We start from the raw sequence: 24,579 nt of genomic DNA on the forward strand, positions 1-24,579 counted from the left end.
AGGGGCGATCTGACGGGGCCGACGAATCGACGCCGGAGCAGCACAGGATCCGCGCTGCCAAGCGGGAGCAGATGCTCGCCGAGGGCATCGAGCCGTATCCGGTGGCGATCGACCGCACGCATTCGCTCGCCGAGATCCGCGACCGATACCCCGAGCTGGCGCCGGATACGCAGACCGGGACGGTCGTCGGCATCGCTGGACGGGTGATATTCGTCCGCAATACCGGCAAGCTGTGCTTCGCTACGCTGCAGGAGGGCGACGGGACGCAATTGCAGGCGATGATCAGCCTCGCCGCCGTCGGAGCCGAGTCGCTGGCCCGGTGGAAAGCGCTCGTCGACCTCGGCGACATCGTCCATATCCACGGCGAGGTGATCAGTTCACGCCGCGGAGAGCTGTCGGTGATGGCGGATTCGTGGGCGATGGCGTCGAAGTCACTGCGCCCGCTCCCGGTGGCGCACAAAGAGATGAATGAGGAATCGCGGGTCCGCCAGCGCTATGTCGACCTGATCGTGCGTCCGGACGCGCGGCGGATCGCGCGTGAGCGGATCGCCGTGATCCGGGCGCTCCGCGATTCCATGGACACCCGGGGCTTCCTCGAGGTCGAGACCCCCATGCTGCAGACGATCCACGGCGGCGCGGCGGCGCGGCCCTTCGTCACGCATTCGAACGCCATGGACATGGACCTGTACCTGCGGATCGCACCGGAGCTGTTTCTCAAGCGATGCGTCGTAGGCGGGATCGACCGCGTCTACGAGATCAACCGGAATTTCAGGAACGAGGGCGTCGATTCCACGCACTCGCCGGAATTCGCGATGCTCGAGACCTACGCCGCCTACGGGACCTACGACGACTCGGCACGCATGACCCGCGAGCTCGTCCAGGAGGTCGCGGACGCTGCGTTCGGCACCCGCCAGGTGACGTTGGCGGACGGCACCGTCTACGACGTCGACGGCGAGTGGACGGAACTGGAGATGTATCCGTCGCTGTCGGAAGCCCTGGGGCACGAAATCACTCCGGACACCACGATCGACGAGCTCACCGCGCATGCCGAGCGGCTCGGCGTGGAAGTGCCGGCCAAGGCCGTGACGCACGGCAAGCTCGTCGAGGAGCTGTGGGAGTTCCTGGTGGGCGACCACCTGCACGCCCCCACGTTCGTGCGCGACTTCCCTGTGGAGACGTCCCCGCTCACGCGCCAGCACCGGACCAAACCCGGGGTCACCGAAAAGTGGGACCTGTACGTCCGTGGATTCGAGTTGGCGACGGGCTATTCGGAGCTTGTGGATCCGGTGGTGCAGCGCGAGCGCTTCGAGCTTCAAGCGCGGCTCGCGGCCTCGGGCGATGACGAGGCGATGCTGCTCGACGAGGACTTCCTCGCGGCAATGGAACATGGCATGCCGCCCACCACCGGCACCGGAATGGGCATCGACAGGCTTTTGATGGCGCTCACGGGCCTGGGAATCCGCGAGACCATTCTCTTCCCCCTGGTCAGGCCCTCGCAAGATTGATCCGAGATTCACTCTCCACCCGATGCGGGGCGCCATGCGATTGCGGCGCCCCGCATCGGGCGTCTCCCATGGAAATACCATTGTGCATCGGGCGTCGGAGTCGCGTCGGCTCCGTCAGGTGCGCCATCATGCCTTGTGGGCGCGTTGTCCGCGGTATTCGCGTCGGATCAGCGTCGGGCCGGTTCACCGACAATCATTCCGTGATTTGCTATGCGGGTGCAATAGGCGCCGAATAGGTCTACGATCGCAAATGGAAGGCGCACGAGGGTCGAGATGTCCTGAATCGCGTGTTCCGGCACACGTGATCGGGCCGCAGCTCGGCTGGATCACGCGGACGAAACCGAAGTGAGGGTTTGATGGCAAAGAAGGTCACGGTCACGCTCATTGACGATCTGGATCGGGAGTCGGAGGCCGTTGAGACGGTTGAATTCGGTCTCGACGGCGTCGGATATGAGATCGACCTCTCAGAGGAGAACGCGGAGAACCTTCGCGAGCTGATGCGGGATTGGATCATCCATTCCCGCAAGGTGAGCGGCCGCCGTCGCGGTCAGCGTGCGTCGACCGCGGCCCGCTCTACGAACAGTCGCGAGGAGACGGCGGCCATCCGCCGTTGGGCGAGGGACAACGGATTCAAGGTCTCGTCGCGCGGACGCATTCCTAGCGAAGTGCTGGAGGCCTACGGCAGGGCCCACTGAACCCGCGCGCTCTGGACCCGCGTCCTACGGGGCCGGTCGCAGGCCGGTGTGCGGGCATCTCGGGCGGGAGCTCCGCAGCCGTGCAGCGGCCCCCGGCGCTGTTCCACCGCGTCATGCACACGTGCGCGGTCCCCGCGATTCGACATCGCGAGGACCGCGCACGTGCTAGTTTCCGGCGGTCGGAAGAATTAACGTAGGGAGATGTGCGGATGCGGTCGTCGCGGGCGGATTCGGTTCAGCTGAAGGGCAGCGTGCGCCCCGCGGGCCGGCAGGAGAGCCGCGGCCGACTGCGCCGGGCCTATTCACGCGCTGCGATCGCCGTGTCCGCCGGCGTGCTTGCGATCGGTGGGGTGGTCGCCGCGGCGCCGGCTGCCGCCGATCCGCTGCCCGTGCCGCCCACATTCTTCGCAGGTATTCCGTATGAGCTTGCGAATCCGGGCGGGTCGTTGCCGGGGGTCAACGATTGGGATTGCGTGCCGGGCGCCGAGCATCCGAATCCGGTGATTCTCGTGCACGGCACGGGCGGGGGAGCGCAGACCAACTGGGGGGCGATGGCTCCGCGTATCAAGAACGCGGGTTATTGCGTGTACGCGTTGACCTACGGGGTGAATCCGGGGACGCCGTGGCCGCTGAGCGCCATGGGCGGGCTGACGCGCATGCAGGATTCCGCGCAGGAGCTGTCCGTGTTTGTCGACAAGGTGCTGGCGGCCAGCGGGGCGCAGCAGGTGGACTTGGTCGGGCATTCGCAGGGGACGCTGATGCCGAATTACTATGTGAAGTTCCTCGGCGGCGCGCCTAAGGTGGACAAGTACGTCTCGCTGGCGCCGCTGTGGAAAGGCACTACCGCCGGCGGCGCGAGCGAATTCACTGCGAAGCTCGACGAGGCCGCGAAGACCAATCCGGCGGCGCGGCAGTACGCGGACCTGATGAACAAGTACTGCGGGGCGTGCTCGCAGATGTCCGCCGGGTCGCCGTTCATCGAGAAGATGAACGCGGGCGGGACCTACGCGGCCGGGGTGGAATACACCAACATCATGACGCGCTACGACGAACTGGTGGTCCCGTGGACCGCCGGGTACGTCGAGGCGCCGAACGCGACGAACCTCGTTGTGCAGGACACCTGCGCGCAGGACTATTCGGACCATCTCGCGATCGCCGCCTCGGTGCGGTCGCAGGCGATGGTGCTCAATGCGCTCGACCCCGCCCATCCGGTTCCGGTGCCGTGCGTTTTCGTGCCGCCGTTTCTGGGGTGACGGGCGGTCCGCGCGCTGTTCGCTGTCGGCGTAGGGGGCAAGGAAGTATTCGCTGACGTGCGGCGTTGACCAGTACGACACGGATCCTGGCGTCGATGCGCCGACCGGGCCCGGGTGACCGGCTACGGCCGGTGGACCGGGCCACTAGAGTATCGAGTAGGTGCCGGGGCGGTGCGTGCATCACGGTGGACGCGTAGTCCCGGTACGGGTGTTCCCGCAATCCGGAACGCCGGCGTCGCCCTTCGCCGGGTGTGCCAGACCGCAGGCCAGCGTGACTGTGTGACAAGAGGCTGCGTATCCGCGCCGTACGACGGGTACGCCGCAGTGACGGCCCTGCTGCCGAAAATGTGAGGGAGAGCAATGTTCGAGAGGTTTACCGACCGCGCGCGGCGCGTCGTCGTCCTGGCCCAGGAAGAGGCCCGGATGCTCAACCACAATTACATCGGCACGGAGCACATCCTGCTGGGCCTCATCCACGAGGGCGAGGGGGTCGCCGCCAAGGCCCTGGAATCGCTGGGCATTTCCCTGGAGGGCGTGCGGAGCCAGGTCGAAGAGATCATCGGCCAGGGGCAGCAGGCCCCGTCCGGACACATCCCGTTCACGCCGCGCGCCAAGAAGGTCCTCGAGCTCAGCCTGCGCGAGGCGCTGCAGCTGGGCCACAATTACATCGGCACCGAGCACATCCTTCTGGGCCTGATCCGCGAGGGCGAGGGCGTCGCGGCGCAGGTGCTGGTCAAGCTGGGCGCGGATCTCAACCGTGTGCGTCAGCAGGTGATCCAGCTGCTGTCGGGGTATCAGGGCAAGGAAGGCGCGGAGGCGGCCACCGGTGGGCGCAGCAGCGAGTCCGGCACACCGTCGACGTCCCTGGTGCTCGACCAGTTCGGCCGCAACCTCACCCAGGCGGCCACGGACGGCAAGCTGGACCCTGTCATAGGCCGCGCCAAAGAGATCGAGCGCGTGATGCAGGTGCTGAGCCGTCGCACCAAGAACAACCCTGTCCTGATCGGCGAGCCCGGCGTCGGCAAGACGGCCGTCGCCGAGGGGCTGGCGCAGGCGATCGTGGCCGGGGACGTGCCGGAGACCCTCAAAGACAAGCAGCTTTACACCCTGGACCTGGGATCGCTGGTCGCGGGCAGCCGGTATCGCGGTGATTTCGAGGAGCGCCTCAAGAAGGTGCTCAAGGAGATCAACACGCGCGGCGACATCATCCTGTTCATCGACGAGCTGCACACGCTCGTCGGCGCGGGTGCGGCCGAGGGCGCCATCGACGCCGCGTCGATCCTCAAACCCAAGCTGGCCCGCGGCGAACTGCAGACGATCGGCGCCACCACGCTGGACGAGTACCGCAAGTACATCGAGAAGGACGCCGCCTTGGAACGTCGCTTCCAGCCGGTGCAGGTGGGCGAGCCGTCGGTGGAGCACACCATCGAGATCCTCAAGGGGCTGCGCGACCGGTACGAGGCGCACCACCGGGTCTCGATCTCGGACAGCGCGCTCGCCGCTGCGGCCACCCTGGCGGACCGCTACATCAGCGACCGTTTCCTGCCGGACAAGGCCATCGACTTGATTGACGAGGCCGGTGCCCGCATGCGGATTCGCCGGATGACCGCTCCGCCGGACCTGCGCGCCTTCGACGACAGGATCGCGGACGTGCGCCGCGAGAAGGAGTCGGCCATCGACGGCCAGGACTTCGAGAAGGCCGCCAGCCTGCGTGACCAGGAGAAGCAGCTCATCCAGCAGCGCGCCGACCGTGAGAAGCAGTGGCGGTCCGGCGACCTGGACGTAGTCTCCGAGGTGGACGACCAGGAGATCGCCGAGGTCCTCGGCAGTTGGACCGGGATCCCCGTGTTCAAGCTGACGGAGGAGGAAACCAGCCGTCTGCTACGCATGGAAGACGAGCTCCACAAGCGCATCATCGGGCAGAAGGACGCCGTCGCCGCGGTGTCCAAGGCCATCCGGCGCACGCGCGCCGGGCTCAAGGACCCCAAGCGGCCGTCCGGATCGTTCATCTTCGCGGGCCCCTCGGGCGTCGGCAAGACCGAGCTGTCCAAAGCGCTGGCGGCGTTCCTCTTCGGTGACGACGACGCCCTCATCCAGATCGACATGGGCGAGTTCCACGACCGCTTCACCGCATCGCGGCTGTTCGGCGCGCCCCCCGGGTACGTCGGCTACGAGGAGGGCGGTCAGCTCACGGAGAAGGTGCGGCGCAAGCCGTTCTCGGTGGTGCTGTTCGACGAGATCGAGAAGGCGCACCAGGAGATTTACAACACGCTCCTGCAGGTGCTGGAGGACGGCCGTCTCACCGATGGCCAGGGGCGCCTGGTGGACTTCAAGAACACCGTGCTCATCTTCACCTCCAACCTGGGCACCTCGGACATCTCGAAGGCCGTCGGCCTGGGCTTCACGTCCAACGACGCGGAGCAGGACAACTACGAGCGGATGAAGCTCAAGGTCAACGACGAGCTCAAGAAGCACTTCCGGCCGGAGTTCCTCAACCGCATCGACGACATCATCGTGTTCCACCAGCTCACGCGAGACCAGATCATCGAGATGGTGGACCTGATGATCACGCGGCTGGAGACGCAGATGGCCGCCAAGGACATGGCGATCGAGCTCACCGATAAGGCCAAGTCGCTGCTGGCCAAGCGCGGCTTCGACCCGGTGCTCGGCGCCCGCCCCTTGCGCAGGACCATCCAGCGCGAGATCGAGGACCAGCTCTCGGAGAAGATCCTCTTCGGCGAGGTCGGCCCCGGCGAGATCGTGCTCGTCGACGTCGACGGCTGGGACGGCGAGGGTTCCGGAGACAAGGCCACGTTCACCTTCACCGGGCAGCCGCGGCCCGAAGCTCTGCCGGACACCCCCGAGGGGGCGCTGGCGGGGGCCGGCGGCGAGGAGCAGTCCTCGCCGTCCGGCGGCGACAAGTCCGGCGGCGAGTAGGGGCAGAGGCGAAGAACCTGATAACGGACGGCGATTTACTACGACGGGTAGTGACTTTATTCGCGTGGGCGGCGATGATGGGTGTGGCAAGGATCCGCATGCGTATCACGCGGCCGGGCTGCGGCGGGCGCACCGCGCGGCCCGGGCGGGATGCGCTACATCGAGAGGACGTCAGATGCCCAAGCGCAGCGCACACACCGAGTGGACCGGCTCATTCCAGGAGGGCTCGGGCAAGGTGGAGTTCACCAGTTCCGGGCTCGGCACCTTCACGACCTCGTTTCCGACGCGCTCGGCCGACGCCGCCGATGGCACCACCAGTCCGGAGGAGATGATTGCCGCGGCGCATTCCGCCTGCTTCGCGATGCAGCTCTCTGCGGTGATCGGAGAGTCCGGCGGCACGGTGAAGAAGCTCGACGTGACCGCGGAGGTGGGACTGGGGCCGGACGACCCCGGCTTCAAGCTCACCGGCATCGCCCTGACGCTCCGCGGCGAGGTGGATGGCATGGACGCGGACGCGTTCGCGACGGCGGCCCGGACCGCGAAGGAGATGTGCCCCGTCAGCAAGGCGCTCGCGGGCGTGGACATCACGCTGGACGCGCAGCTGGCCTGAGCGGACGCACGCACGGGCACGTGCCGGCGACCGGACGGGGCCGTCGGCGGGATCCTCCCGCCGGCGGCCCCGTCCGCGCGTGTCCGACCCTCAGCGGCGGACGTTCTGGACGACCTCGAATTCGAGCAGCGAGGCACCCGTGGCGACGGGCTTCGGCTTGTCGCCCGCGTGAGCGGCCTTGCCGCGGCCGTCGGCCCACGCCTGGAAGGCCTCCTCCGTCTCCCATTCGGTGACGACGAAGTAGCGGTCCTCGCCCTTGGTGGGGCGGAGCAGCTGGAAGCTGACGAAGCCGGGGGAGCCCTCGACCGCGCCGGCGCGGGCCGCGAAGCGTTTCTCCAGTTCCGGGCCCGCGCCCTCCGGGATTTCGATGGCATTGATCTTCACGACGCTCATGCCACGACAGTACCGGGCGTCCCGCCCTGGGCCGGGCGTGTGGCGCGGGGCGACGGTAGCGTGCTGGAGCGTGGGCATCAGCAGGCAGGATCGCGAGCGGCTCGGGATCACCGATCACGGGGGTCCCGACGTGGCGCTTCCGGGGGGCGGCCGCACGATCCTGCTGCTGCACGGGCTGATGGGCCGGGGGAGCGCATGGGCCCCGCACGTCGGCTGGCTGCGGCAGTACGGACACGTGTACACACTCGACGCGGCCTGGCACAGGGGACGAGACTGGGTGGATCCGGTCGCGGAACCGACCGGTGCCGCCGAACCCGGCGGCACTGCACTGCGCACCGAACGGTTCGTCGCGGACGCCGCTGCGGCGCTGGAGGCCGTGGGGGACGGGCCGGCGGTGGTGATCGGGCATTCGATGGGGGGACTCCACGCGTGGTGTCTGGCCGCCGCGCGGCCGGACCTGGTCGCGGCGGTCGTAGTCGAGGACATGGCCCCGGACTTCTACGGCTGGACGACGGGCCCGTGGGACGCGTGGTTCGGCAGCTGGCCGGAGGAGTTCACGCGCGCGCAGGCGACCGGGATGTTCGGCGAGGTCGCCGGACGGTACTTTCTGGACTCTTTCGACCGCACGGAGCACGGCTGGCGGCTGCACGGGCGGATACCGGTGTGGCGGCTGATCGCCCAGCACTGGGGAACGCGCACCTACTGGCGGCAGTGGTCGCAGGTCCGGTGTCCCGCCCTGCTCATCGAAGCCGAACACACGCTGACGCCGGAGGGGCAGATGCGTCGGATGGCCGGGCAGGACCGCGGTCCCGGCGCCGCGACCCGGTATGTGCGCGTCGCGGATGCGGGGCACCTGGTCCAGTCCGACGCGCCCGACGAGTACCGCGGCGCGGTGGAGGCGTTCCTGTCGGAGCTGGGCTACGCCCCTCGGTGAGTCCTGCCGCGCCCAGGGTCAGTGCTCCCCGGTCAGTGCTCCCCGGGCAGCGCGAACATGCCGTCGGCGGTCTGCTCGACGAGCCCGTCGATGAGCAGCGTGCCGAGCGCACGGTCGCGCTGGGCAGGATCGCGGGTCCAGGCCACGTCCAGCCGTGCTCGCGCGACCGGACCGTGCGCCGCGCGCAGCACGGCCATCAGCCGGCCGCGCGCCTGCCGGTCGGTGCCCTCGAACTTCTGAGTGGCGCGCCTGGGCCCCTCGTAGATCGGGAAACCCAGTGCACGCCAGTGGCATTCGGTCAGTGGGCAAGAGTCGCATGCGGGGGCGCGCGCGGTGCAGACCAGTGCGCCGAACTCCATGATCGCGGCCGAGAAGCGCGCCGCGTCCGCCGAGCCTGCCGGGAGCATCGCGTCGACGTCCTCCAGGTCGCGGCGGGTGGACGGCGGCCCGGGGTCGCCGCGGCCGTGGACCGTCCGCGCGACGACCCGCCGCACGTTGATGTCGACCACGGGTACGCGCTGTCCGTAGGCGAAGCAGGCGATGGCGCGAGCGGTATAGGCGCCGATCCCCGGAAGGCCGAGCAGCGTGTCGACTTTGCCGGGGACCGTGTCGCCGTGCTCGCGCGCGAGGATGCTCGCGCACTCGTGCAGACGCAGCGCCCGGCGCGGATATCCCAGGCTCCCCCACTCGCGGAGCACTTCGCCCGCGGTGGCCGAGGCCATGGCCGACGGAGCGGGCCAGCGCCGTGCCCATCGTTCCCACACGGGGAGCACGCGCGCGACCGGAGTCTGCTGCAGCATCACCTCGGACAACAGGATCCGCCACCCGTCGGTACCCGCGCGGCGCCAGGGCAGGTCGCGTCCGCATGCGGCGTACCAGCCGGCCAGTTCGCCTGCGGGCCCGAGCCCGCCCGTCGCCGTGCCCATCAGCGGCCTCCTCCCGTCGCTGCCGCAGCGACAGTACTGGTCAGTAGCCATATCGTCGGGTTCCGTCGAAACCTCGAAAGTCGGGGGGTAGACGAATTGACGGCTTTCCACAGGTCCATACTGAAGCCATGCCGAACTCGAATCCTGTATCTGCCTGGAACGCCCTCAAGGAGGGTAACCGTCGTTTCGTGGAAGGAAAGCCCCTGCACCCGTCTCAGGATGTGGATCGGCGCGAGGAGCTCGTGGCCGCGCAGCATCCGACGGCGGTGATCTTCGGGTGCGGCGACTCGCGAGTGGCCGCGGAGATCACTTTCGACCAGGGCCTCGGCGACGTCTTCGTAGTCCGTACGGCGGGGCATGTGCTGGACGATTCGGTGCTCGGCTCGATCGAGTTCGCCACCGAGCTTCTCGAGGTCCCCCTCGTCATCGTGTTGGGGCACGACAACTGCGGCGGCCTCGGCGCGACGCTCGACGCGCTCGACAACGGCAACATCCCCTCCGGCTTCATCCGCAGCATCGTCGAGCGGGTCGCCCCGTCGGTGCTCCAGGGACGGCGCGAGGGGCTCTCCACCTTCGACGAGCTGCTGGGCAAGCACGTCATGGAGACGGCCCACCTGCTCACCGAGCGCTCGCAGCTCATCGCCCAGCGGGTCGAGGACGGCAAGTGCGCCATCGTCGGCCTCACCTACACCCTGTCGGACGGACACATGGAGCTCCGGGGCGTCATCGGCGACGTGGGCGAGAAGGTGGCCTGACCGACACCGACACGCCGGTCGAGGTGCGCCCCGCCGCCGTGACCCTCGCCTACGGTTGATGGCGTGTGGGAATCGGAGGGGCCGCTGCCCCAGCAGATCTACCGGCGGCGACGCTTCGCCGCGGTGGGAGTCGCGCTGGTCGTGCTCATCGTGGTCGTCATCCTCGTCGCCGTGTCCTGTGGCGGTGGCTCCGACGAGCCGTCCGCGGCCGCCGTGGCGAAGACCTCGGAATCGCCGGAGACACCCGCCACCACCGCGCCCGGAACGGCATCCCCGACCGGAACCGCCACCCCGTCCGGCACCGCCGCATCCGGCACCGCGGCGCCGGGCGAGGCGCCGCAACCGGCCGGCGCCGCCGATTCCGAGGGCCAGGAGACGACAGTGCCCGGGGGGCAGTGCGCGGATTCGTCGATCGGGCTGACCGTGTCTCCGGAGAAGCCGAACTACACGGTCGGCGAATCGGTCACGTTCATCTCGACGGTCACGAACATCGGTTCGGTGCCGTGCGTGCGCGACCTGAGCGGGCCGATGATCGTCAACACGGTGGAGGCCGTCGACGGCGGCCAGGTCTGGTCCAACGCGGACTGTTTCCCCGGCACCGGCAGCGACATCCGCACGCTTGAGCCGGGGCAGCAGGCGCAGTTCAAAATGGTGTGGGCGGGAACCACGTCGAGCCAGGGGTGCACGCCCGCGGAACGGAAGCCGGTGCCGCCGGGCGTCTACGCGGTGACCACCCACCTGGGCTCGCTGACCGGCAAGCCCGTGCCGTTCAACATCCACTGACGCGCACCCGGTATCCACTGACGCGCACCCGGTATCCGAAGGGGCCGCAGGTCAGCCCAGCCGATCGGCGATGCCGGCCTCGGCGAGCCGAGACAATCCCTCGCGTATGTGGCGCGACCACATCGGCGTGATCCCGTCCACCGATTGCAGATCGGCGGCGGTGGCCGCGAGGAGCTCGTGCAGCGTGCCGAACGAATCGACCAGCGTGTCCACCTGGGTGAACTGCAGTCGGGGGATCCGGGTGAGCAGCCGGTAGCCGCGCGGCATGATCGGAGAGTCGAGCGACTCGATCGTCGGCGTGTAGCCGAACGCCCTCGCCAAGGTGGTCAGGTCCAGCAGGTCGGCGCCGGTGAGCTGGTCGATCGCCTCGAGCGCGGTGCGGATCCGGCTGCTGTCCGGGAGGGTGCCGCCAGGAAGATAGTCGCGCACGAGAAGCTCACGTCCCCCGTCTCTGTTGCCCACCAACTCCTCGAGCTGCAGCGCCAGCTGGCGGCCGTCCGTGCCGAGTTCCACGACATGCTTCTCCAGCTCGGTGGACTGCCGCCGGACCATCTCCAGGCGCTGGACCACCGTCATAGCGTCGCGCAGCGTGACGAAGTCCTCGATCTCGATCACCGACAGCTGGCGGTCCACCTCGTCGAGCCTGCTCCGGTAGCGCTCAAGCGTGGCCACAGCCTGATTGGCGCGCGACAAGATAGTGCCTGAATCCTCGATGAGGTGCCGGTGTCCGCCCACGTACACACTGACGATGCTCATGGACTGGCTGACGGACACGACCGGATGGCCGGTCTGGATGGCGGTGCGCTCGGCGGCGCGGTGGCGGGTGCCCGATTCCTCCGTGGGCAGGTTGGCGTCCGGCATCAGCTGCACGTTGGCCCGCAGGATCCGCGTGCAATCCGTGGACAGGACGACGGCGCCGTCCATCTTCGACAACTCGCGCATACGGGTGGGGGCGAAGGCCACGTCGAGTTCGAACCCGCCGTCGCAGATGCTTTCCACGAGCGGGTCGTAGCCCAGCAGGATCAGGGCGCCCGTGCGCCCGCGCAGGATCCGCTCGAGGCCGTCCCGCAGGGCGGTGCCGGGGGCGAGGCGGGCGATGGTGTCGCGCAGGCTCGCCGTTTGGCGTCGCTGTTCGATGGGCACTTCTCCCTCCTTTCTTCCGACCTGCGACTCTCCCGGCCTGCGACCTCCCACCTGCGACAGGCTCCCGGAAGCGAGCCGGCCAGTCCGTGTACGCGGCCGGCCGCCGCGCGCGCGGAACCGGACCGGGAGGATGTGTGCCGGCGCACGATCCGTGGAGGCGCCCGGCGGGTCGCATTGCGACGCAATTAGATTACCTGCCCATGAGGAGCAACTGGACGGTACCCGGGGAGGCCGCGCCGCCGGAGCGGCATCCGGAGGCTCCGGCACCCGGTGAACCCATCCCGGAGCACTGGCACGGATGTTTCGGCTGCCGTGGCACCGGCGACGGCGGGCTGGGCCTCGACGTGTCCGCGGGCGCGGGCGCCGAGGTGACCGGCAGGATCGTCGTCGACCCCGCCTTCGAGGGTGGCCCGGGGGTGATCCACGGCGGCGTGCTGTCGTCGGTGTTCGACGAGGTGATGGGCTTCTCGGCGCGACTGCTCGCGGTCGAGGTGGTGACCGCGCACCTGGAGGTGGACTACGCGAGCCCGGTCCCCGTGGGGTCGAACCTGACGGTGCGGGCACGCGTGGACGGGGTGCTGGGCCGCAAGCTGTACGCGTCCGCGGAGGTGTATGTGGACGGGGCCGAGACGCCCGCCGGCAGTTCACGGGCGCTGTTCATCACGATCGACCATGCCGAACACTTCCGTGACCTGCTGGGGAATTCCACCCGCGTCTGACGGGACGCGCTACGTGCGCAGCCCTGACTCGAGCGCCGCGGCCAGATCCGAGACTTCGACCGCTCGCGTCGCCGCGGGCAGCCGGCCGCTGTCCGGCGGGACGAGCGCGGTGGGGAAACCCAGGCGCGCGGCCTCGGCGATACGCCGCCCGGCCCCTGTCACGCGCCGTACCTCGCCGGCCAAGCCCAGTTCGCCGATCGCGACCGTGCCGTCCCGGACCGGGCGGCCCGAGACGGCCGACGCGACGGCCAGGGCCAGCGCCAGGTCCGATGCGGGCTCGGTGACTCGCATGCCGCCCACGGTGGCCACGTAGACGTCGTTCTTGCCGATCTTGAGCCCGGCGTGCCGTTCGAGCACGGCGAGGACCATCGCAACCCGGGAGGAGTCGAGTCCGCTCACGGCCCTACGCGGCGATGGCAGTGCCGACTCGACGACCAGCGCCTGCAACTCGCCGAGCAGTGGGCGCTTGCCGTCCATCGTCACGGTGACCGCGGTGCCGGGCACCGTGCCGTCGCGGTGATGCAGGAAGAGCCCCGAAGGATCGGCGATGCCGGCGATGCCGTCGTCACGCATCTCGAAACAGCCGACCTCGTCCGCCGCGCCGAAGCGGTTCTTCACGCCGCGCACCATCCGCAGCGTCGAATTCTTGTCGCCCTCGAAGTGCAGGACCACATCGACCAGGTGCTCCAACGTGCGCGGGCCGGCCACGGCGCCGTCCTTGGTGACGTGCCCCACCAACAGCACGGCGATCCCGCGGGCCTTCGCCAGCGCGGTGAGCGCGGCGGTCACGGCGCGCACCTGCGTGGTGCCGCCGGTGACGCCGTCCGCGTCCTGCGCGAGCATCGTCTGCACCGAGTCCACCACCAGGAGCGACGGCGCGGTGTGATCGACGTGCCCGACGACCGTGGCGAGATCGGACTCGGCGGCCAGCAGGACGTCCTCGTGGACGGTGCCGGTGCGCTCAGCCCGGAGCCGCACCTGGCCCGCAGACTCCTCGCCGGTGATGTACAGCGCGCGTCCCCGGCCGCCGATCGCCCACCGGTGGACCACCTCCAGGAGCAGAGTGGATTTACCGGCACCCGGCTCGCCGGCGAGCAGCACCACGGCCCCCGGCACGATGCCGCCGCCAAGAACCCTGTCGAGTTCGCCGACGCCGGTGGGCACGGCCCGCGTGGCGGTGGCGTCGATGGTGGTCAGCGGCACTGCGGGCGAGGAGGGGAGCAGCGCGACGGGCATCCGGGTGGTGGCGCGGTCCGGTCCGCCGCCGACCGCGGCGAGCTCCGCCCGCTCTTGGAGGGTGCCCCAGTTGCCGCAGCCGGGGCAGCGACCGGCCCACTTCGGGGTCGAGTGGCTGCATTCGTTGCAGCGGAACGAGACTCTGGTCTTTGCCACGCCCCGAAGCATAGGGCGGGGCTCCGACAAACGCGGCACCCCGGAGCCTGCGCGCGACTACGAAAGCCTCCGGGCCCCTCGGCGCGTGTGGCGCGAGGAGCCCGGGGGACCTGCATGGGCGGCCGGCGTCACCGGCGCGCGGCTCAGTGCTCTTCGGACCGTTCGCCTTCCCAGTGCTGGGGGACGGTGATGGGGACCTGTGCGGTGAGCGGCGCCGTGCCGCCGAAGGTGAAGGTGACGTCCACGCTCGTGCCGGGGCGGTGCGTGCCCTCGAGGGTGATCGGCTTCAGCTTGATCGAGGTGAGGTCCTCGAGCGGGTCGGTGGACGCGTCCGCCGCCGTGTCGGACTCGCCGCCCACTGGCACGCAGATGTGGTCTTCGGCCGTCGTCGCCTCCGCGCCGGCCGGCGTCGCCGCGGCGGTGGCGGCCGGGCCCTCGGCGGCCACCGCGTCCGCGTCGCCCAGCTGCTGCGAGGTGGCAGTGGTGAGCGCGCTGGTGCCGCAAAGGGTCACGGGCTGCTGTTCGATCGACACGGGCGACCCATTGACAGTGATCCGCTCGAGCGGGAAGTCGGTGTCGGGGCTGGAATTGGACGCGGTGAAGGTGAGGTGGAACGGGTTGGAGGCCTTCAGCGCCTGCTCGGTGGCCAGCACCAGCTGGACGTCGTTCAGCGTGATCGCGCCGTCGGCGGACTGCACGGTGGAGCCGGTGACTGCGGGGACCTGCGAGGAAGTCTGTGCGATCTGCCCGGCACTGCAAGCGGTCAGGCCCAGCGTGGCGGCCGCGGCCAAGGCGACCACGGCTGCCCCGCGGCGGCCGAGCGGTCGGCGGATCCCCGCCCGGTTGCGGGAAGTCGACGCAGTTGAGGCTGTCACGGGTGATCCTCCAGGGCGTATCGCGTGGTCGGTGGGGGGCGGGCAGGCCGCCGACCACCAGGGGTCTGTCGAGTGTTGCCGCCGCCGGGTCTGCCGGAGGTGCCCCCCGGCGTCCGGCGCCGCCACCGCGGGCTCCGGACTGGAGAGTGGGTACCTGCTCCGGCCGACCGGGCGCGGTGGACTCAGTGTTTCTCCTACAGACAGTAGTGCGCGCCGCCGCCGAAGGTGACACGAGGGTCCGGGATGCGGAGCGTGGCGGTGGGGCGGACGTCCGCCTCATCCCGCGGCGGGTGCGGGGACGTCCGCTGCGGTTTTGCCCCCCGGGAGGACGACGGACGGCCGTCCAGTCACCCCGTGCGACCGTCCGCGGTTCCGTGTGGCGTGCCTGACCTGCGAGGACAATCAAGGTCCAGGTGGGCGGCGTGTTATGATGGGCACATCGAAAGGGGAATCGAACAGATGAATTTCAGTGTCGGAGACACCGTCGTTTACCCCCATCATGGCGCGGCGTTGATCGAAGCGATCGAGATGCGGACGATCAAGGGGGAGCCCCGGGAGTATCTGGTGCTCCGCGTCGCCCAGGGTGATCTGACGGTTCGGGTGCCGGCGGCCAACGCCGAGTACGTCGGCGTTCGTGACGTGGTCGATCAGGAGGGGCTCGACAAGGTCTTCGAGGTATTGCGCGCCCCGCACACGGAGGAGCCGACCAACTGGTCGCGGCGCTACAAGGCCAACCTGGAGAAGCTCGCTTCCGGCGACGTGAACAAGGTGGCCGAGGTGGTCCGCGATCTGTGGCGGCGCGAGCAGGACCGCGGCCTGTCCGCGGGGGAGAAGCGCATGCTCGCCAAGGCCCGTCAGATCCTCGTCGGCGAATTGGCCCTGGCGGAGAACACCGACAGCGACAAAGCCGAGTCGATCCTCGACGAGGTGCTCGCCACCGCGTCGTGAGCGAATCCGACCCCGCGCGGGCCGGATCGGACGCAGCCCCCACGGCCGGCGGCGGAACAGTCATCGCACTCGTTCCCGCCGCCGGCCGCGGTGTGCGTCTGGGTGCGGACGGGCCCAAGGCCTTCGTCCCGGTGGCCGGCGTGCCTATGCTGCGACTTGCGGTGGCGGGCCTGGCCGCGTCGGGCCGCGTCGACGGCGCGGTCGTGATCGTTCCCGCCGGGTACGAGGGCCACGCACGGCGACTGCTCGCCACCGTGGATGCCGGATCGCTCAGCGCCGGTATCCGGGTCGTGGCGGGTGGGGCCGAACGTTCGGACTCCGTGCGCGCAGGGCTCGCGGCGGCGCCGGAGGCCGATCTGGTCCTCGTCCACGATGCTGCGCGCGCGCTGACGCCGCCGGAGCTGGTGGCCAGCGTGGTCGACGAGTTGCGCCGGGGCGCGCCCGCCGTGATTCCGGGGGTTCCGGTGTCGGACACGATCAAGCCGGTGTCGGAGAAGGACGGGCGGCGCGTCGTCGTCGGGGCTCTCGACCGCGCGACGCTACGCGCGGTGCAGACGCCGCAGGGCTTCCGTGCGGACCTGCTGCGCCGCGCGCACGAGCACGCGGGCGACGCCACCGACGACGCCGCTCTGGTGGAGCGCCTCGGCGAGCCGGTGACGGTGGTCGAGGGGGCCGAGCGAGCCTTCAAGATCACTGGTCCGATGGACCTGACCCTGGCGGAGGCACTCGTCGCGACGGAGGCCGCCGCGCGCGGCGCCGGAGGTGGAACGGACATGGCACGCGTGGGAATCGGCACCGACGTGCACCCAGTGGAGAAGGGCCGCCCCTGCTGGGTCGCGGGACTGCACTTCCCCGACGACGACGGGTGCGCCGGGCACTCGGACGGCGACGTCGCGGCGCACGCCCTGTGCGACGCGCTGCTGTCGGCAGGGGGGCTGGGCGACCTGGGCACGGTGTTCGGGACCGGCAGGCCTGAATGGTCCGGCGCCTCCGGCACCGCGCTGCTCGCCGAGGTCCGCAGGCTGCTGCTCGAGTACGGTCTCGTCGTTGGCAACGCGGCGGTGCAGGTGGTGGGCAACCGGCCGCGGCTGGGTCCGCGCCGCGCGGAGGCGCAGGCGGTGCTCTCCGCCGTGCTCGGCGCGCCGGTGTCGGTGTCGGCGACGACGACCGACGGCCTCGGCTTCGCCGGGCGCGGCGAGGGGATCGCGGCCACGGCCACTGCGCTGGTGGCGCCCGCCCGTTGACGGGGCGGGGCGACTGCACCGAAACCAACCACCACCAGTAGGATCGATGCCTGTGACGCTGCACCTCTACGACACCGAGACACGGGAACTACGCCCGTTCGCCCCGCTCGTGCCCGGGGTGGCCTCGATCTACCTGTGCGGCGCCACCGTCCAGGGGGAGCCGCACATCGGGCACGTGCGCAGCGGCGTGGCGTTCGACCTCCTGCGCCGCTGGTTGCTGGCGCAGGGGCTGGACGTGCACTTCATCCGCAACGTCACCGACATCGACGACAAGATCCTGCGCAAGGCCGACGAGGCCGGCCGGCCCTGGTGGGAGTGGGCCGCCACATACGAGCGCGCGTTCACGGACGCGTACCGCAGGCTCAACGTGCTGCCGCCGTCCGCGGAGCCGCGGGCCACGGGGCACATCACCCAGATGGTCGAGCTCATGCAGCGGCTGCTCGACGCCGGGTGCGCGTACGCCCAGGGGGGCGATGTGTACTTTGACGTGCGCAGCTTCCCCGACTACGGCCGGCTGTCCGGCCATCGGCTCGAGGACGTGCACCAGGGCGAGAGCGCGGGCGAGCACAAGCGCGATCCGCGGGACTTCACGCTGTGGAAGGCGGAGAAGCCGGGGGAGCCGTCCTGGCCCACGCCGTGGGGGCGGGGCCGGCCGGGATGGCATCTCGAATGCTCGGCGATGGCCACCGCCTACCTGGGAGCGTCGTTCGACATCCACTGCGGCGGGATGGACCTGGTGTTTCCACACCACGAGAACGAGCGTGCGCAGAGCCGCGGCGCCGGCGACGGTTTCGCCCGCACCTGGCTGCACAACGGTTGGGTGACCATGGGCGGCGAGAAGATGAGCAAGTCGCTGGGCAACGTCCTGTCGATCCCGAACGTGCTCACCCAGGTGCGGCCGCAGGAACTGCGTTACTACCTGGGTAGCGCGCACTACCGTTCGATGCTCGAGTACTCCGAGTCCGCGCTGCAGGACGCCGTCGCCGCGTACCGGAAGATCGAGGCTTTCGTGCGGCGCGTCGACGACCGGGTGGGGTCGGTGGAGGTGGGCGCGTGGCCCCCGGAGTTCGCCGCGGCGCTCGACGACGATCTCGGGGTGCCTGCGGCCCTCGCCGTCCTGCACGGCACCGTCACCGAGGGGAACCGCGCTCTGGAGGCGGGGGAGCATGCGGCGGCCGCGGCGTGCGCTGCCGCGGTGCGGGCGATGACCGGCATCCTGGGCGTCGACCCGTTCGATGGGCCCTGGTCCGCGGACGGCGCGGGCACGGACGCCGGACCCGCCACCGCCGCACTGGATTCGCTCATCGTCGAGCAGCTGGAGATGCGCACCCGCGCACGCGCCGAAAAGGATTGGGCCGTGGCGGACGAGGTGCGTGATCGCCTTGCGGCCGCCGGCATCGAAGTCACGGACACCCCGGAGGGGCCCGAATGGGCGCTGCGCTCGGACGGCGCCGACTCGCGGGGCGTGTCATGACTAAGACGTGTGCACAGACTCGGATGCACGGCCGCCGCACCACACCGGAAGGTTTGAACAGTGGCAGGTAACTCTTCCCGGCGCGGCGCGATCCGCAAGTCCGGCACGAAGAAAGGGCAGGTGTCGGGTTCCGGCGGCAAGGGCCGGCGGAGCCTGCGCGGGCGCGGGGCGACGCCGCCGAAGGAGATGCGGCCGTACCATCCTGCCGCCAAGAAGGCGGCGAAGACCGCGGGGACGGTGTCCGGTGGCGCACAGTCGGCGCGGCGGCCGTCCGGCGGTGCACGCCGGGGCGACGCCGCGCACGAGAACGTGCTCGGCCGCAACCCGGTGCTCGAGTGCCTGCGGCAGCGGGTGCCCGCCACGACGCTGTTCGTGGCGGTGGGGACCGAGAATGATGAGCGCCTTACCGAGGCCGTGCAGCTGGCGGCCGAGGCCGGGATCTCGATTCAGGAGGTCCCGCGCACCGACCTCGACCGGATGTCCACCGGCGGCGTGCACCAGGGAGTGGCGCTGCAGATCCCGCCGTTCCGCTATTCGCACCCCGACGAGTTGCTCGACCGCACCCGGGGCAGCGCGCGGCCGCCGCTCGTCGTCGCGCTCGACAACATCACCGATCCGCGCAATCTCGGCGCGGTGATCCGGTCCGTCGCCGCGTTCGGGGGCGACGGCGTGCTGATACCCGAACGGCGCAGCGCGTCGGTCACCGCCGTCGCCTGGCGCACGAGCGCGGGTGCGGCCGCACGGGTCCCGGTCGCCAAGGCCACCAACATGACCCGCACCCTCAAGTCGTGGCAGAAGTCTGGCTTCCAGGTCGCCGGACTCGACGCGGGCGGCGAGACATCTATCGACGATCTCGACGTGGCGGTCGATCCGCTCGTTCTCGTCGTCGGTTCGGAGGGCAAGGGGCTCTCGCGGCTCGTGCGCGAGACCTGCGACCGCGTCGTCAACATCCCGATGGCCGGAGAGATGGAGTCGCTCAACGCCTCCGTCGCCGCCGGCGTGGTGCTCGCCGAGGTCGCGCGGCAACGCCGGGCGTTGTGAGCCGCCTGTTGTGAACCCCCTGCCCGTGCACGGCCGGGGCCGCTGACCCGCACGTGGGTCAGCGCTGGCGCACCGGATCGGTGCCCGGGCCGTCGAGCATGGCCGAGTCGAGCAGGATGCGTGGAATCCCGAACCCCGTCACCAGGGTGAGCGCGTGCGGCCGCAGCCGGGTGCACAGCTCGCCCACGTGCCGGGTGACGGCCTTCGCACGTTCGGTGGACAGGCGGCCGTGCTCCATGAACCAGGCCTTGTCCTCCTCGATCGAGTGCAGCGCGTAGAGCGTGCAGACGTCCTCGAGCAGGTCGCGCGCCGGCCCCTCGGGGCATTCGTCGATGCCGGCGAGGAACGCCTCGAGCACGACGCGCTCGATGTGCACGCGTCCTGCGCGCAGCACATGATCCTGGACGGAGTTGAACGCCTCGAACTCCGCGAGCGGATCCTCGCCGTCCTCGCCGTCGCCGCTGGGCGCGCCCCGGCGCAGGCGGCGCGCCGCGGTTTCCAACACGTGCTGCTCGCGGTCCTCGAACATGCGCAGCTGCACCGACCGTTCGGCGAGGTCGCCCTCCTCGAGGGTCTCGTCGGACCGGTCGAGGATCCGCTGGATGATCTGGCGCGCAGCCGTCCGCTCGCGCACGGTGTCCGCCACTGTCTCGGCGACGAACCGCATCCACCCCACGGCGCCGAACTCGGACACCTCGTCGGAGTAGCTGGTGAGAAGTTCCTTGGCCACCAGTTGGGTGAGGACGGTGTTATCGCCCTCGAAGGTGGTGAACACGTCGGAGTCGGCCTTGAGCCCGGTCAGGTGGTTCTCCGTCATATATCCGGCTCCGCCGCACGCCTCGCGGCACTCTTGGATGACGCGGGTGGCGTGCCAGGTCTGCGATGCCTTGAGCCCCGCGGCGCGGCTCTCCAGCTCACGCTGCTCGTGCTGGTCGGGCTCCTGCGCCACCTGCAGGTCATGCATCTTCGAGACCAGCTCGTTTTGGGCGAAGCCCAGGGCGAAGCTCCGCGCGAGCAGCGGAAGCAGGCGGCGCTGATGCTGCAGGTAGTCCATGAGCAGCACCTCGCCGGTGCGGCGGGGGCCGCCGCCGTCGGGGGCCGCGGCGTCGCCGGAGCCGCCGCCCGGCACGCTGAACTGGCGCCGCTGCTCGGCGTAGCGCACGGCGATCTCGAGGGCCACGCGTGCCGCCGAGCCGGCCGACCCCCCGACGCTGATCCGGCCCCGGATCAACGTGCCCAGCATGGTGAAGAAACGCCGGCTGCGGCTGTCGATCGGCGAGGTGTACCGCCCGTCCGCATCGATGTCCCCGTACCGGTTCAGCAGGTTGGTCCGGGGGACGCGCACATGATCGAAGGCGATGCGGCCGTTGTCCACGCCGCGCAGCCCGCCCTTGAGCCCGTCATCGGTGGTCGTCACTCCCGGCAGCGGACCGCCGTCGTCGTCGCGGATGGGGACCAGTACGCAGTGCACGCCGTGATCGAGCGGTGTGCCGTCGGCGTCATGTGTGATCAGCTGGGCAAACACGGCGGCCATTCGGGCATGAAGCGCGGCCCCGCCGATGTAGTCCTTGACTGCGGACGGCGTGGGCGTGTGGACGACGATCTCGTCGGTGCCCGGGTCGAAGGTGGCCGTCGTCTCCAGGTTCTGCACGTCGGACCCGTGGCCGATCTCGGTCATGGCGAAACAACCCAGCAGGTCCAGGCGGATCAGCGGCGCGATGTACTCGCGGTGGTGGCGCTCCGTGCCCAGATTCTCGACGGCCCCGCCGAACAGCCCCCACTGCACGCCGGCCTTCACCATCAGCGACAGGTTGGCGTAGGCGAGCATCTCGATGCCGGTGACCGCCCCGCCGGGGTCGCCGGTGCCACCGGCGGCCACCCCGAAGCCGCTGGCCGGCCAGTCCGTGCGGGCGAGTCGGCGCATCTGTTCGAGCGCCAGCCGCCGCGACGCGTCGAGGTCCAGCGACGGGTCGTCCAGGAACGCGGCGTCGTCGAGCATCGCGCGGGACGACTCGCGGACGTGCGCCCAGCGGCCGTCGAGGACGGCGCGGATCTGCGCTGCGATCTCGACATCGGCTGCGGGTGCAGCTCCGTTGCCGCTGATGGAATCGTGTGTGGCCGGTGCGCTGTGCGGGCGTCGTGTGCTGACCGGAGTGTCTGTCATGCCACGACGCTAGCCGGACGCTCGGGTTCGTGCATGGAGTAGGCAGGAGGCAGGAGGGCAGTTAGCAGGCGGCCGCGGCGGGGGCGGAGACGACGGTGCACGCGGAGCGGAAACGGTGGCGTGCGGCGCGGCAATGGTGTTGCATGAGTGACATGGGCAACAAGAGGTGGCGGCGTGCCGGAACGGGACCGAGGGCGTCCGGGGCTGCTGCGTACAGGGCGGCTGCGTACAGGGCGGCGGCGTCCGGGGTCGCGGCGTTCGCGGTGGCGGCCGGCGCGGCGCTGGCCTGCGCGCCCGCCGCTGCCGCGGACCCGCCTGCGATGACCCCGCTGCCCGGCTCCGGCCACGAGTTGCGGGTGCACGGGATCGCGACCGTCGACGACGTGCTCCACACCGACAAGGACCTGATCCTCGGCGGCGGCGACGTGCGCGCGACGACGATCGACGGCGTCAACTACCACTACTACCGGGTTGTGAACGGTGTCCGGAAGGCGATGACGCGAAGCCCGGAGATCTGCCTGCCGCAGATCCCGTGCCACGCAGTCATCTACGACGACCTCAGCCCCGTGTACTGATCCCGGCGGACGGTGACGACCGGCACCCCACTACACCCTGTCGTTGACGGCGTCGCGCAGGCTGGGACACTTGTGGTCGTGAGTGCATCGAAATCCCGGGTCGGCGGCGCCGAGGGCGGCACGTCGGGCCCGCGTCCCACTGCAGATCCCGCCGCCGCATCGCACGCGCGTTCCGAGGCGCTGTTCGCCCGCGCCTCCGCGGTGACGCCGGGCGGGGTCAACTCGCCCGTCCGCGCGTTCGGTTCGGTCGGCGGCACGCCGCCGTTCATCCGCTCGGCCCGGGGGTGCAGGCTGACGGACGAGGACGGCAACAGCTACGTCGACCTGGTCGGTTCATGGGGGCCGATGATCCTGGGCCACGCGCATCCGCGGGTGGTCGAGGCCGTGCAGGAGGCCGCGGCGTCCGGGCTGTCCTTCGGCGCGCCCACCGAGCGCGAGGTCGACTTGGCGGAGGAGATCGCCGCCCGCATCGATCCAGTGGAGGCGGTGCGGCTGGTCAACTCGGGCACCGAGGCGACGATGTCGGCGGTCCGCCTGGCGCGGGGCTTCACGGGGCGCGGCAAGATCGTGAAGTTCTCCGGCTGCTATCACGGCCACGTCGACGCGTTGCTGGCCGACGCCGGGTCGGGTGTGGCCACCTTCGGCCTGCCGACCTCGCCGGGCGTCACGGGCGCCCAGGCCGAGGACACGATCGTCGTCCCCTACAACGACCTCGCGGCCGTCGAGCGCGTGTTCGCCGAGCTGCCGGGGCAGATTGCCTGCGTGATCACCGAGGCGGCGGCCGGCAACATGGGCACCGTGCCGCCCGTCCCGGGATTCAACGAGGGGCTGCGCCGCCTGTGCACGGCGGACGGCGCGCTGTTGATCATGGACGAGGTGATGACCGGATTCCGTGCCTCGGCCACCGGATGGTTTGGAATCGACGGCGTGCCCGGCGACCTCATGACGTTCGGGAAGGTCATCAGCGGCGGGCTTCCGGCGGCGGCGTTCGGGGGGCGCGCCGATGTGATGGCCCACCTGGCACCGCAGGGGCCGGTGTACCAGGCGGGCACGCTGTCCGGCAATCCGGTGGCGACGGCGGCGGGTCTGGCCACGCTTCGCGCGGCCGACGGCACTGTCTACCAGGCCTTGGAGCGCAACGCGCGGACACTGCGTACGATTTTGAGCGACGCCCTCACCGCCGCCGGGGTGCCGCATCAGGTGCAGCACGCGGGAACGATGGTGGGGTTGTTCTTCGCGCCCGAGCGGGTGGTCGATTTCGCCGGCGCAAAGAATTCCCAAACGTGGCGGTACCCCGCGTTCTTCCACGCGCTGCTCGACCATGGCGTGTACGCGCCGGCCAGTGCCTTCGAGACCTGGTTCGTGTCCGCCGCGCTGGACGGCGACGCTTTCGAGACGATCTCCGCGGCGGCGACGGCGGCGGCGCGGGCGGCCGCGCAAGCACAGGAAGGCGAGCAGTGACCGACGAACGTGGAGAACCGACATCCGCCGCGCCGGGCGGCGATGCAGGCGCCCCGGACACCACGCGCACGGTCGTGCACTTCCTGCGTCACGGCGAGGTGCACAACCCCACGGGGATCCTGTACGGCCGGCTGCCCGAGTTCCGGCTGTCGCTCAACGGTCAGGCGCAGGCGCGGGCGGTGGCGGATGCGCTGGCCGACCATGACATCACCTACGTGGTCGCGTCGCCTCTGCAGCGGGCGCAGGAGACCGCCGCCCCCATCGCCGCCGCGCACGGTCTCACCGTGGCCACCGACGAGCACCTCATCGAGGCCGACAACGCCTTCGAGGGACTGCGTGTGGCGGTGGGCGACGGGGCGCTGCGCCGGCCGCGGCACTGGCCGAAGCTGCGCGACCCGTTCACCCCGTCATGGGGCGAGCCGTACCTGCAGATCGCGCACCGGATGCTCGCCGCGGCCAACTCGGCCCGCGCCGAGGCCCGCGGCCATGAGGCGGTATGCATCAGCCACCAGTTGCCGGTCTGGACATTGCGGCGGTTCCTGCAAGGCGATCGGCTCTGGCATGATCCGCGCCGCCGCCAGTGTGGGCTCGCCTCGCTGACCAGCCTGGTCTTCGAGGGCGACCATCTGGTGGATATCGTCTATTCGGAACCCGCCGGCGCCTCCGACCCGCGGGTGACGGGGGCATGACGATCCGCGCCGCCGCGCGCCCGCGGCGGCTGCGGCGCCGGCCGACCGCTGCCGCGGCGGCGA

22 protein-coding genes and 1 pseudogene are annotated in these 24,579 nt (G+C 70.4%); 17 read left to right on the forward strand and 6 right to left on the reverse strand.

The genetic code is table 11. From position 1 onward, the window contains the following. Positions 1–47: 47 nt before the first annotated feature. From lysS to JJ683_RS06090, 5 genes are all read left to right on the forward strand, one after another. The gene (gene lysS, locus JJ683_RS06070) at positions 48–1,505 is read left to right on the forward strand and encodes a lysine--tRNA ligase (RefSeq protein ID WP_307810723.1); all 1,458 of its coding nucleotides are present in this window, start codon (positions 48–50) and stop codon (positions 1,503–1,505) included. Positions 1,506–1,861: 356 nt separating this feature from the next. Continuing rightward, entirely contained in the window at positions 1,862–2,200 is a 339-nt protein-coding gene (locus JJ683_RS06075) for a histone-like nucleoid-structuring protein Lsr2 (protein WP_200172181.1), read from the forward strand. Between the two features lie 209 nt (positions 2,201–2,409). Beyond that, positions 2,410–3,453: an esterase/lipase family protein gene (locus JJ683_RS06080; RefSeq protein ID WP_200172183.1), complete on the forward strand. Its 1,044-nt coding sequence runs from the start codon at positions 2,410–2,412 to the stop codon at positions 3,451–3,453. 360 nt (positions 3,454–3,813) lie between these two features. Further along, on the forward strand, positions 3,814–6,390 hold the full coding sequence (locus JJ683_RS06085; RefSeq protein WP_200172185.1) for an ATP-dependent Clp protease ATP-binding subunit: 2,577 nt from the start codon (positions 3,814–3,816) through the stop codon (positions 6,388–6,390). Positions 6,391–6,565: 175 nt separating this feature from the next. Continuing rightward, positions 6,566–7,000: an OsmC family peroxiredoxin gene (locus JJ683_RS06090; RefSeq protein WP_200172187.1), complete on the forward strand. Its 435-nt coding sequence runs from the start codon at positions 6,566–6,568 to the stop codon at positions 6,998–7,000. A gap of 90 nt (positions 7,001–7,090) precedes the next feature. On the opposite strand, the gene JJ683_RS06095 is transcribed toward JJ683_RS06090, so the two are convergent. Next, entirely contained in the window at positions 7,091–7,393 is a 303-nt protein-coding gene (locus tag JJ683_RS06095) for an antibiotic biosynthesis monooxygenase family protein (protein WP_200172189.1), read from the reverse strand. A gap of 70 nt (positions 7,394–7,463) precedes the next feature. On the opposite strand from JJ683_RS06095, the gene JJ683_RS06100 reads away from it, so the two are divergent. Next, complete coding sequence (locus JJ683_RS06100) at positions 7,464–8,327, forward strand: alpha/beta fold hydrolase (protein ID WP_372435249.1); 864 nt, start codon at positions 7,464–7,466, stop codon at positions 8,325–8,327. Between the two features lie 32 nt (positions 8,328–8,359). On the opposite strand, the gene JJ683_RS06105 is transcribed toward JJ683_RS06100, so the two are convergent. Further along, the gene (locus tag JJ683_RS06105) at positions 8,360–9,253 is read right to left on the reverse strand and encodes an HhH-GPD family protein (protein WP_200172191.1); all 894 of its coding nucleotides are present in this window, start codon (positions 9,251–9,253) and stop codon (positions 8,360–8,362) included. 128 nt (positions 9,254–9,381) lie between these two features. On the opposite strand from JJ683_RS06105, the gene JJ683_RS06110 reads away from it, so the two are divergent. Beyond that, positions 9,382–10,008, forward strand: coding sequence for a carbonic anhydrase (locus tag JJ683_RS06110; protein WP_200172193.1), 627 nt, complete (start codon positions 9,382–9,384; stop codon positions 10,006–10,008). 63 nt (positions 10,009–10,071) lie between these two features. Next, a complete protein-coding gene (locus tag JJ683_RS06115) occupies positions 10,072–10,791 on the forward strand; it encodes a hypothetical protein (RefSeq protein WP_200172195.1) in 720 nt (239 codons plus the stop codon). 51 nt (positions 10,792–10,842) lie between these two features. Here the strand turns inward: JJ683_RS06115 and disA are convergent, their stop codons facing one another. After that, complete coding sequence (gene disA / locus JJ683_RS06120) at positions 10,843–11,928, reverse strand: DNA integrity scanning diadenylate cyclase DisA (RefSeq protein ID WP_200172252.1); 1,086 nt, start codon at positions 11,926–11,928, stop codon at positions 10,843–10,845. 206 nt (positions 11,929–12,134) lie between these two features. Here disA and JJ683_RS06125 point away from each other — a divergent pair, with 206 nt between their 5' ends. Beyond that, entirely contained in the window at positions 12,135–12,653 is a 519-nt protein-coding gene (locus JJ683_RS06125) for a PaaI family thioesterase (protein ID WP_200172197.1), read from the forward strand. A 9-nt stretch (positions 12,654–12,662) separates the two neighbouring features. Here JJ683_RS06125 and radA read toward each other — a convergent pair whose 3' ends face one another. Together radA and JJ683_RS06135 are read right to left on the reverse strand one after the other, a co-directional pair. Beyond that, the gene (radA, locus tag JJ683_RS06130) at positions 12,663–14,045 is read right to left on the reverse strand and encodes a DNA repair protein RadA (RefSeq protein WP_200172200.1); all 1,383 of its coding nucleotides are present in this window, start codon (positions 14,043–14,045) and stop codon (positions 12,663–12,665) included. Between the two features lie 143 nt (positions 14,046–14,188). Beyond that, the gene (locus JJ683_RS06135; protein WP_200172202.1) at positions 14,189–14,920 is read right to left on the reverse strand and encodes a hypothetical protein; all 732 of its coding nucleotides are present in this window, start codon (positions 14,918–14,920) and stop codon (positions 14,189–14,191) included. A gap of 459 nt (positions 14,921–15,379) precedes the next feature. Here JJ683_RS06135 and JJ683_RS06140 point away from each other — a divergent pair, with 459 nt between their 5' ends. The 5 genes and pseudogenes from JJ683_RS06140 (at position 15,380) to rlmB (ending at position 19,627) form a co-directional block, all read left to right on the forward strand. After that, positions 15,380–15,868, forward strand: coding sequence for a CarD family transcriptional regulator (locus JJ683_RS06140; protein WP_143906260.1), 489 nt, complete (start codon positions 15,380–15,382; stop codon positions 15,866–15,868). Beyond that, positions 15,865–16,587, forward strand: a pseudogene (gene ispD, locus JJ683_RS18950) (2-C-methyl-D-erythritol 4-phosphate cytidylyltransferase); the annotation flags it as partial. The gene JJ683_RS06140 and the pseudogene ispD, both read left to right, overlap by 4 nt. Positions 16,588–16,641: 54 nt before the next feature. Continuing rightward, positions 16,642–17,112 (forward strand): 2-C-methyl-D-erythritol 2,4-cyclodiphosphate synthase, encoded by a 471-nt coding sequence (gene ispF / locus JJ683_RS18955; protein WP_242474458.1) that lies wholly within the window; start codon positions 16,642–16,644, stop codon positions 17,110–17,112. 52 nt (positions 17,113–17,164) lie between these two features. Then, positions 17,165–18,586 carry a cysteine--tRNA ligase gene (gene cysS / locus JJ683_RS06150; RefSeq protein ID WP_200172254.1) on the forward strand — a complete coding sequence of 474 codons (1,422 nt, stop codon included), beginning with the start codon at positions 17,165–17,167 and terminating at the stop codon, positions 18,584–18,586. A gap of 60 nt (positions 18,587–18,646) precedes the next feature. Beyond that, on the forward strand, positions 18,647–19,627 hold the full coding sequence (rlmB, locus tag JJ683_RS06155; protein ID WP_200172206.1) for a 23S rRNA (guanosine(2251)-2'-O)-methyltransferase RlmB: 981 nt from the start codon (positions 18,647–18,649) through the stop codon (positions 19,625–19,627). A gap of 58 nt (positions 19,628–19,685) precedes the next feature. Here the strand turns inward: rlmB and JJ683_RS06160 are convergent, their stop codons facing one another. Beyond that, a complete protein-coding gene (locus tag JJ683_RS06160; RefSeq protein WP_200172208.1) occupies positions 19,686–21,791 on the reverse strand; it encodes an acyl-CoA dehydrogenase family protein in 2,106 nt (701 codons plus the stop codon). A gap of 143 nt (positions 21,792–21,934) precedes the next feature. On the opposite strand from JJ683_RS06160, the gene JJ683_RS06165 reads away from it, so the two are divergent. From JJ683_RS06165 to JJ683_RS06175, 3 genes are all read left to right on the forward strand, one after another. Continuing rightward, a complete protein-coding gene (locus tag JJ683_RS06165) occupies positions 21,935–22,366 on the forward strand; it encodes a hypothetical protein (protein WP_200172210.1) in 432 nt (143 codons plus the stop codon). 180 nt (positions 22,367–22,546) lie between these two features. After that, on the forward strand, positions 22,547–23,827 hold the full coding sequence (gene hemL, locus JJ683_RS06170) for a glutamate-1-semialdehyde 2,1-aminomutase (protein WP_207280001.1): 1,281 nt from the start codon (positions 22,547–22,549) through the stop codon (positions 23,825–23,827). Continuing rightward, positions 23,824–24,516, forward strand: coding sequence for a histidine phosphatase family protein (locus JJ683_RS06175; RefSeq protein ID WP_200172214.1), 693 nt, complete (start codon positions 23,824–23,826; stop codon positions 24,514–24,516). The genes hemL and JJ683_RS06175 overlap by 4 nt, the downstream gene beginning before the upstream one ends. Positions 24,517–24,579: the final 63 nt, after the last annotated feature.

The sequence above is a fragment of the Tomitella cavernea genome, assembly GCF_016599145.1.
Taxonomy (GTDB): Bacteria; Actinomycetota; Actinomycetes; order Mycobacteriales; family Mycobacteriaceae; genus Tomitella; species Tomitella cavernae.

Coding starts and splice junctions, on each gene's coding strand:
- JJ683_RS06075 (WP_200172181.1), top strand. CDS start 1,862: ATGGCAAAGAAGGTCACGGTCACGCTCATTGACGATCTGGATCGGGAG.
- JJ683_RS06080 (WP_200172183.1), top strand. CDS start 2,410: ATGCGGTCGTCGCGGGCGGATTCGGTTCAGCTGAAGGGCAGCGTGCGC.
- JJ683_RS06085 (WP_200172185.1), top strand. CDS start 3,814: ATGTTCGAGAGGTTTACCGACCGCGCGCGGCGCGTCGTCGTCCTGGCC.
- JJ683_RS06090 (WP_200172187.1), top strand. CDS start 6,566: ATGCCCAAGCGCAGCGCACACACCGAGTGGACCGGCTCATTCCAGGAG.
- JJ683_RS06095 (WP_200172189.1), bottom strand. CDS start 7,393: ATGAGCGTCGTGAAGATCAATGCCATCGAAATCCCGGAGGGCGCGGGC.
- JJ683_RS06105 (WP_200172191.1), bottom strand. CDS start 9,253: ATGGGCACGGCGACGGGCGGGCTCGGGCCCGCAGGCGAACTGGCCGGC.
- JJ683_RS06110 (WP_200172193.1), top strand. CDS start 9,382: ATGCCGAACTCGAATCCTGTATCTGCCTGGAACGCCCTCAAGGAGGGT.
- JJ683_RS06125 (WP_200172197.1), top strand. CDS start 12,135: ATGAGGAGCAACTGGACGGTACCCGGGGAGGCCGCGCCGCCGGAGCGG.
- JJ683_RS06140 (WP_143906260.1), top strand. CDS start 15,380: ATGAATTTCAGTGTCGGAGACACCGTCGTTTACCCCCATCATGGCGCG.
- ispF (WP_242474458.1), top strand. CDS start 16,642: ATGGCACGCGTGGGAATCGGCACCGACGTGCACCCAGTGGAGAAGGGC.
- JJ683_RS06160 (WP_200172208.1), bottom strand. CDS start 21,791: ATGACAGACACTCCGGTCAGCACACGACGCCCGCACAGCGCACCGGCC.
- JJ683_RS06165 (WP_200172210.1), top strand. CDS start 21,935: ATGAGTGACATGGGCAACAAGAGGTGGCGGCGTGCCGGAACGGGACCG.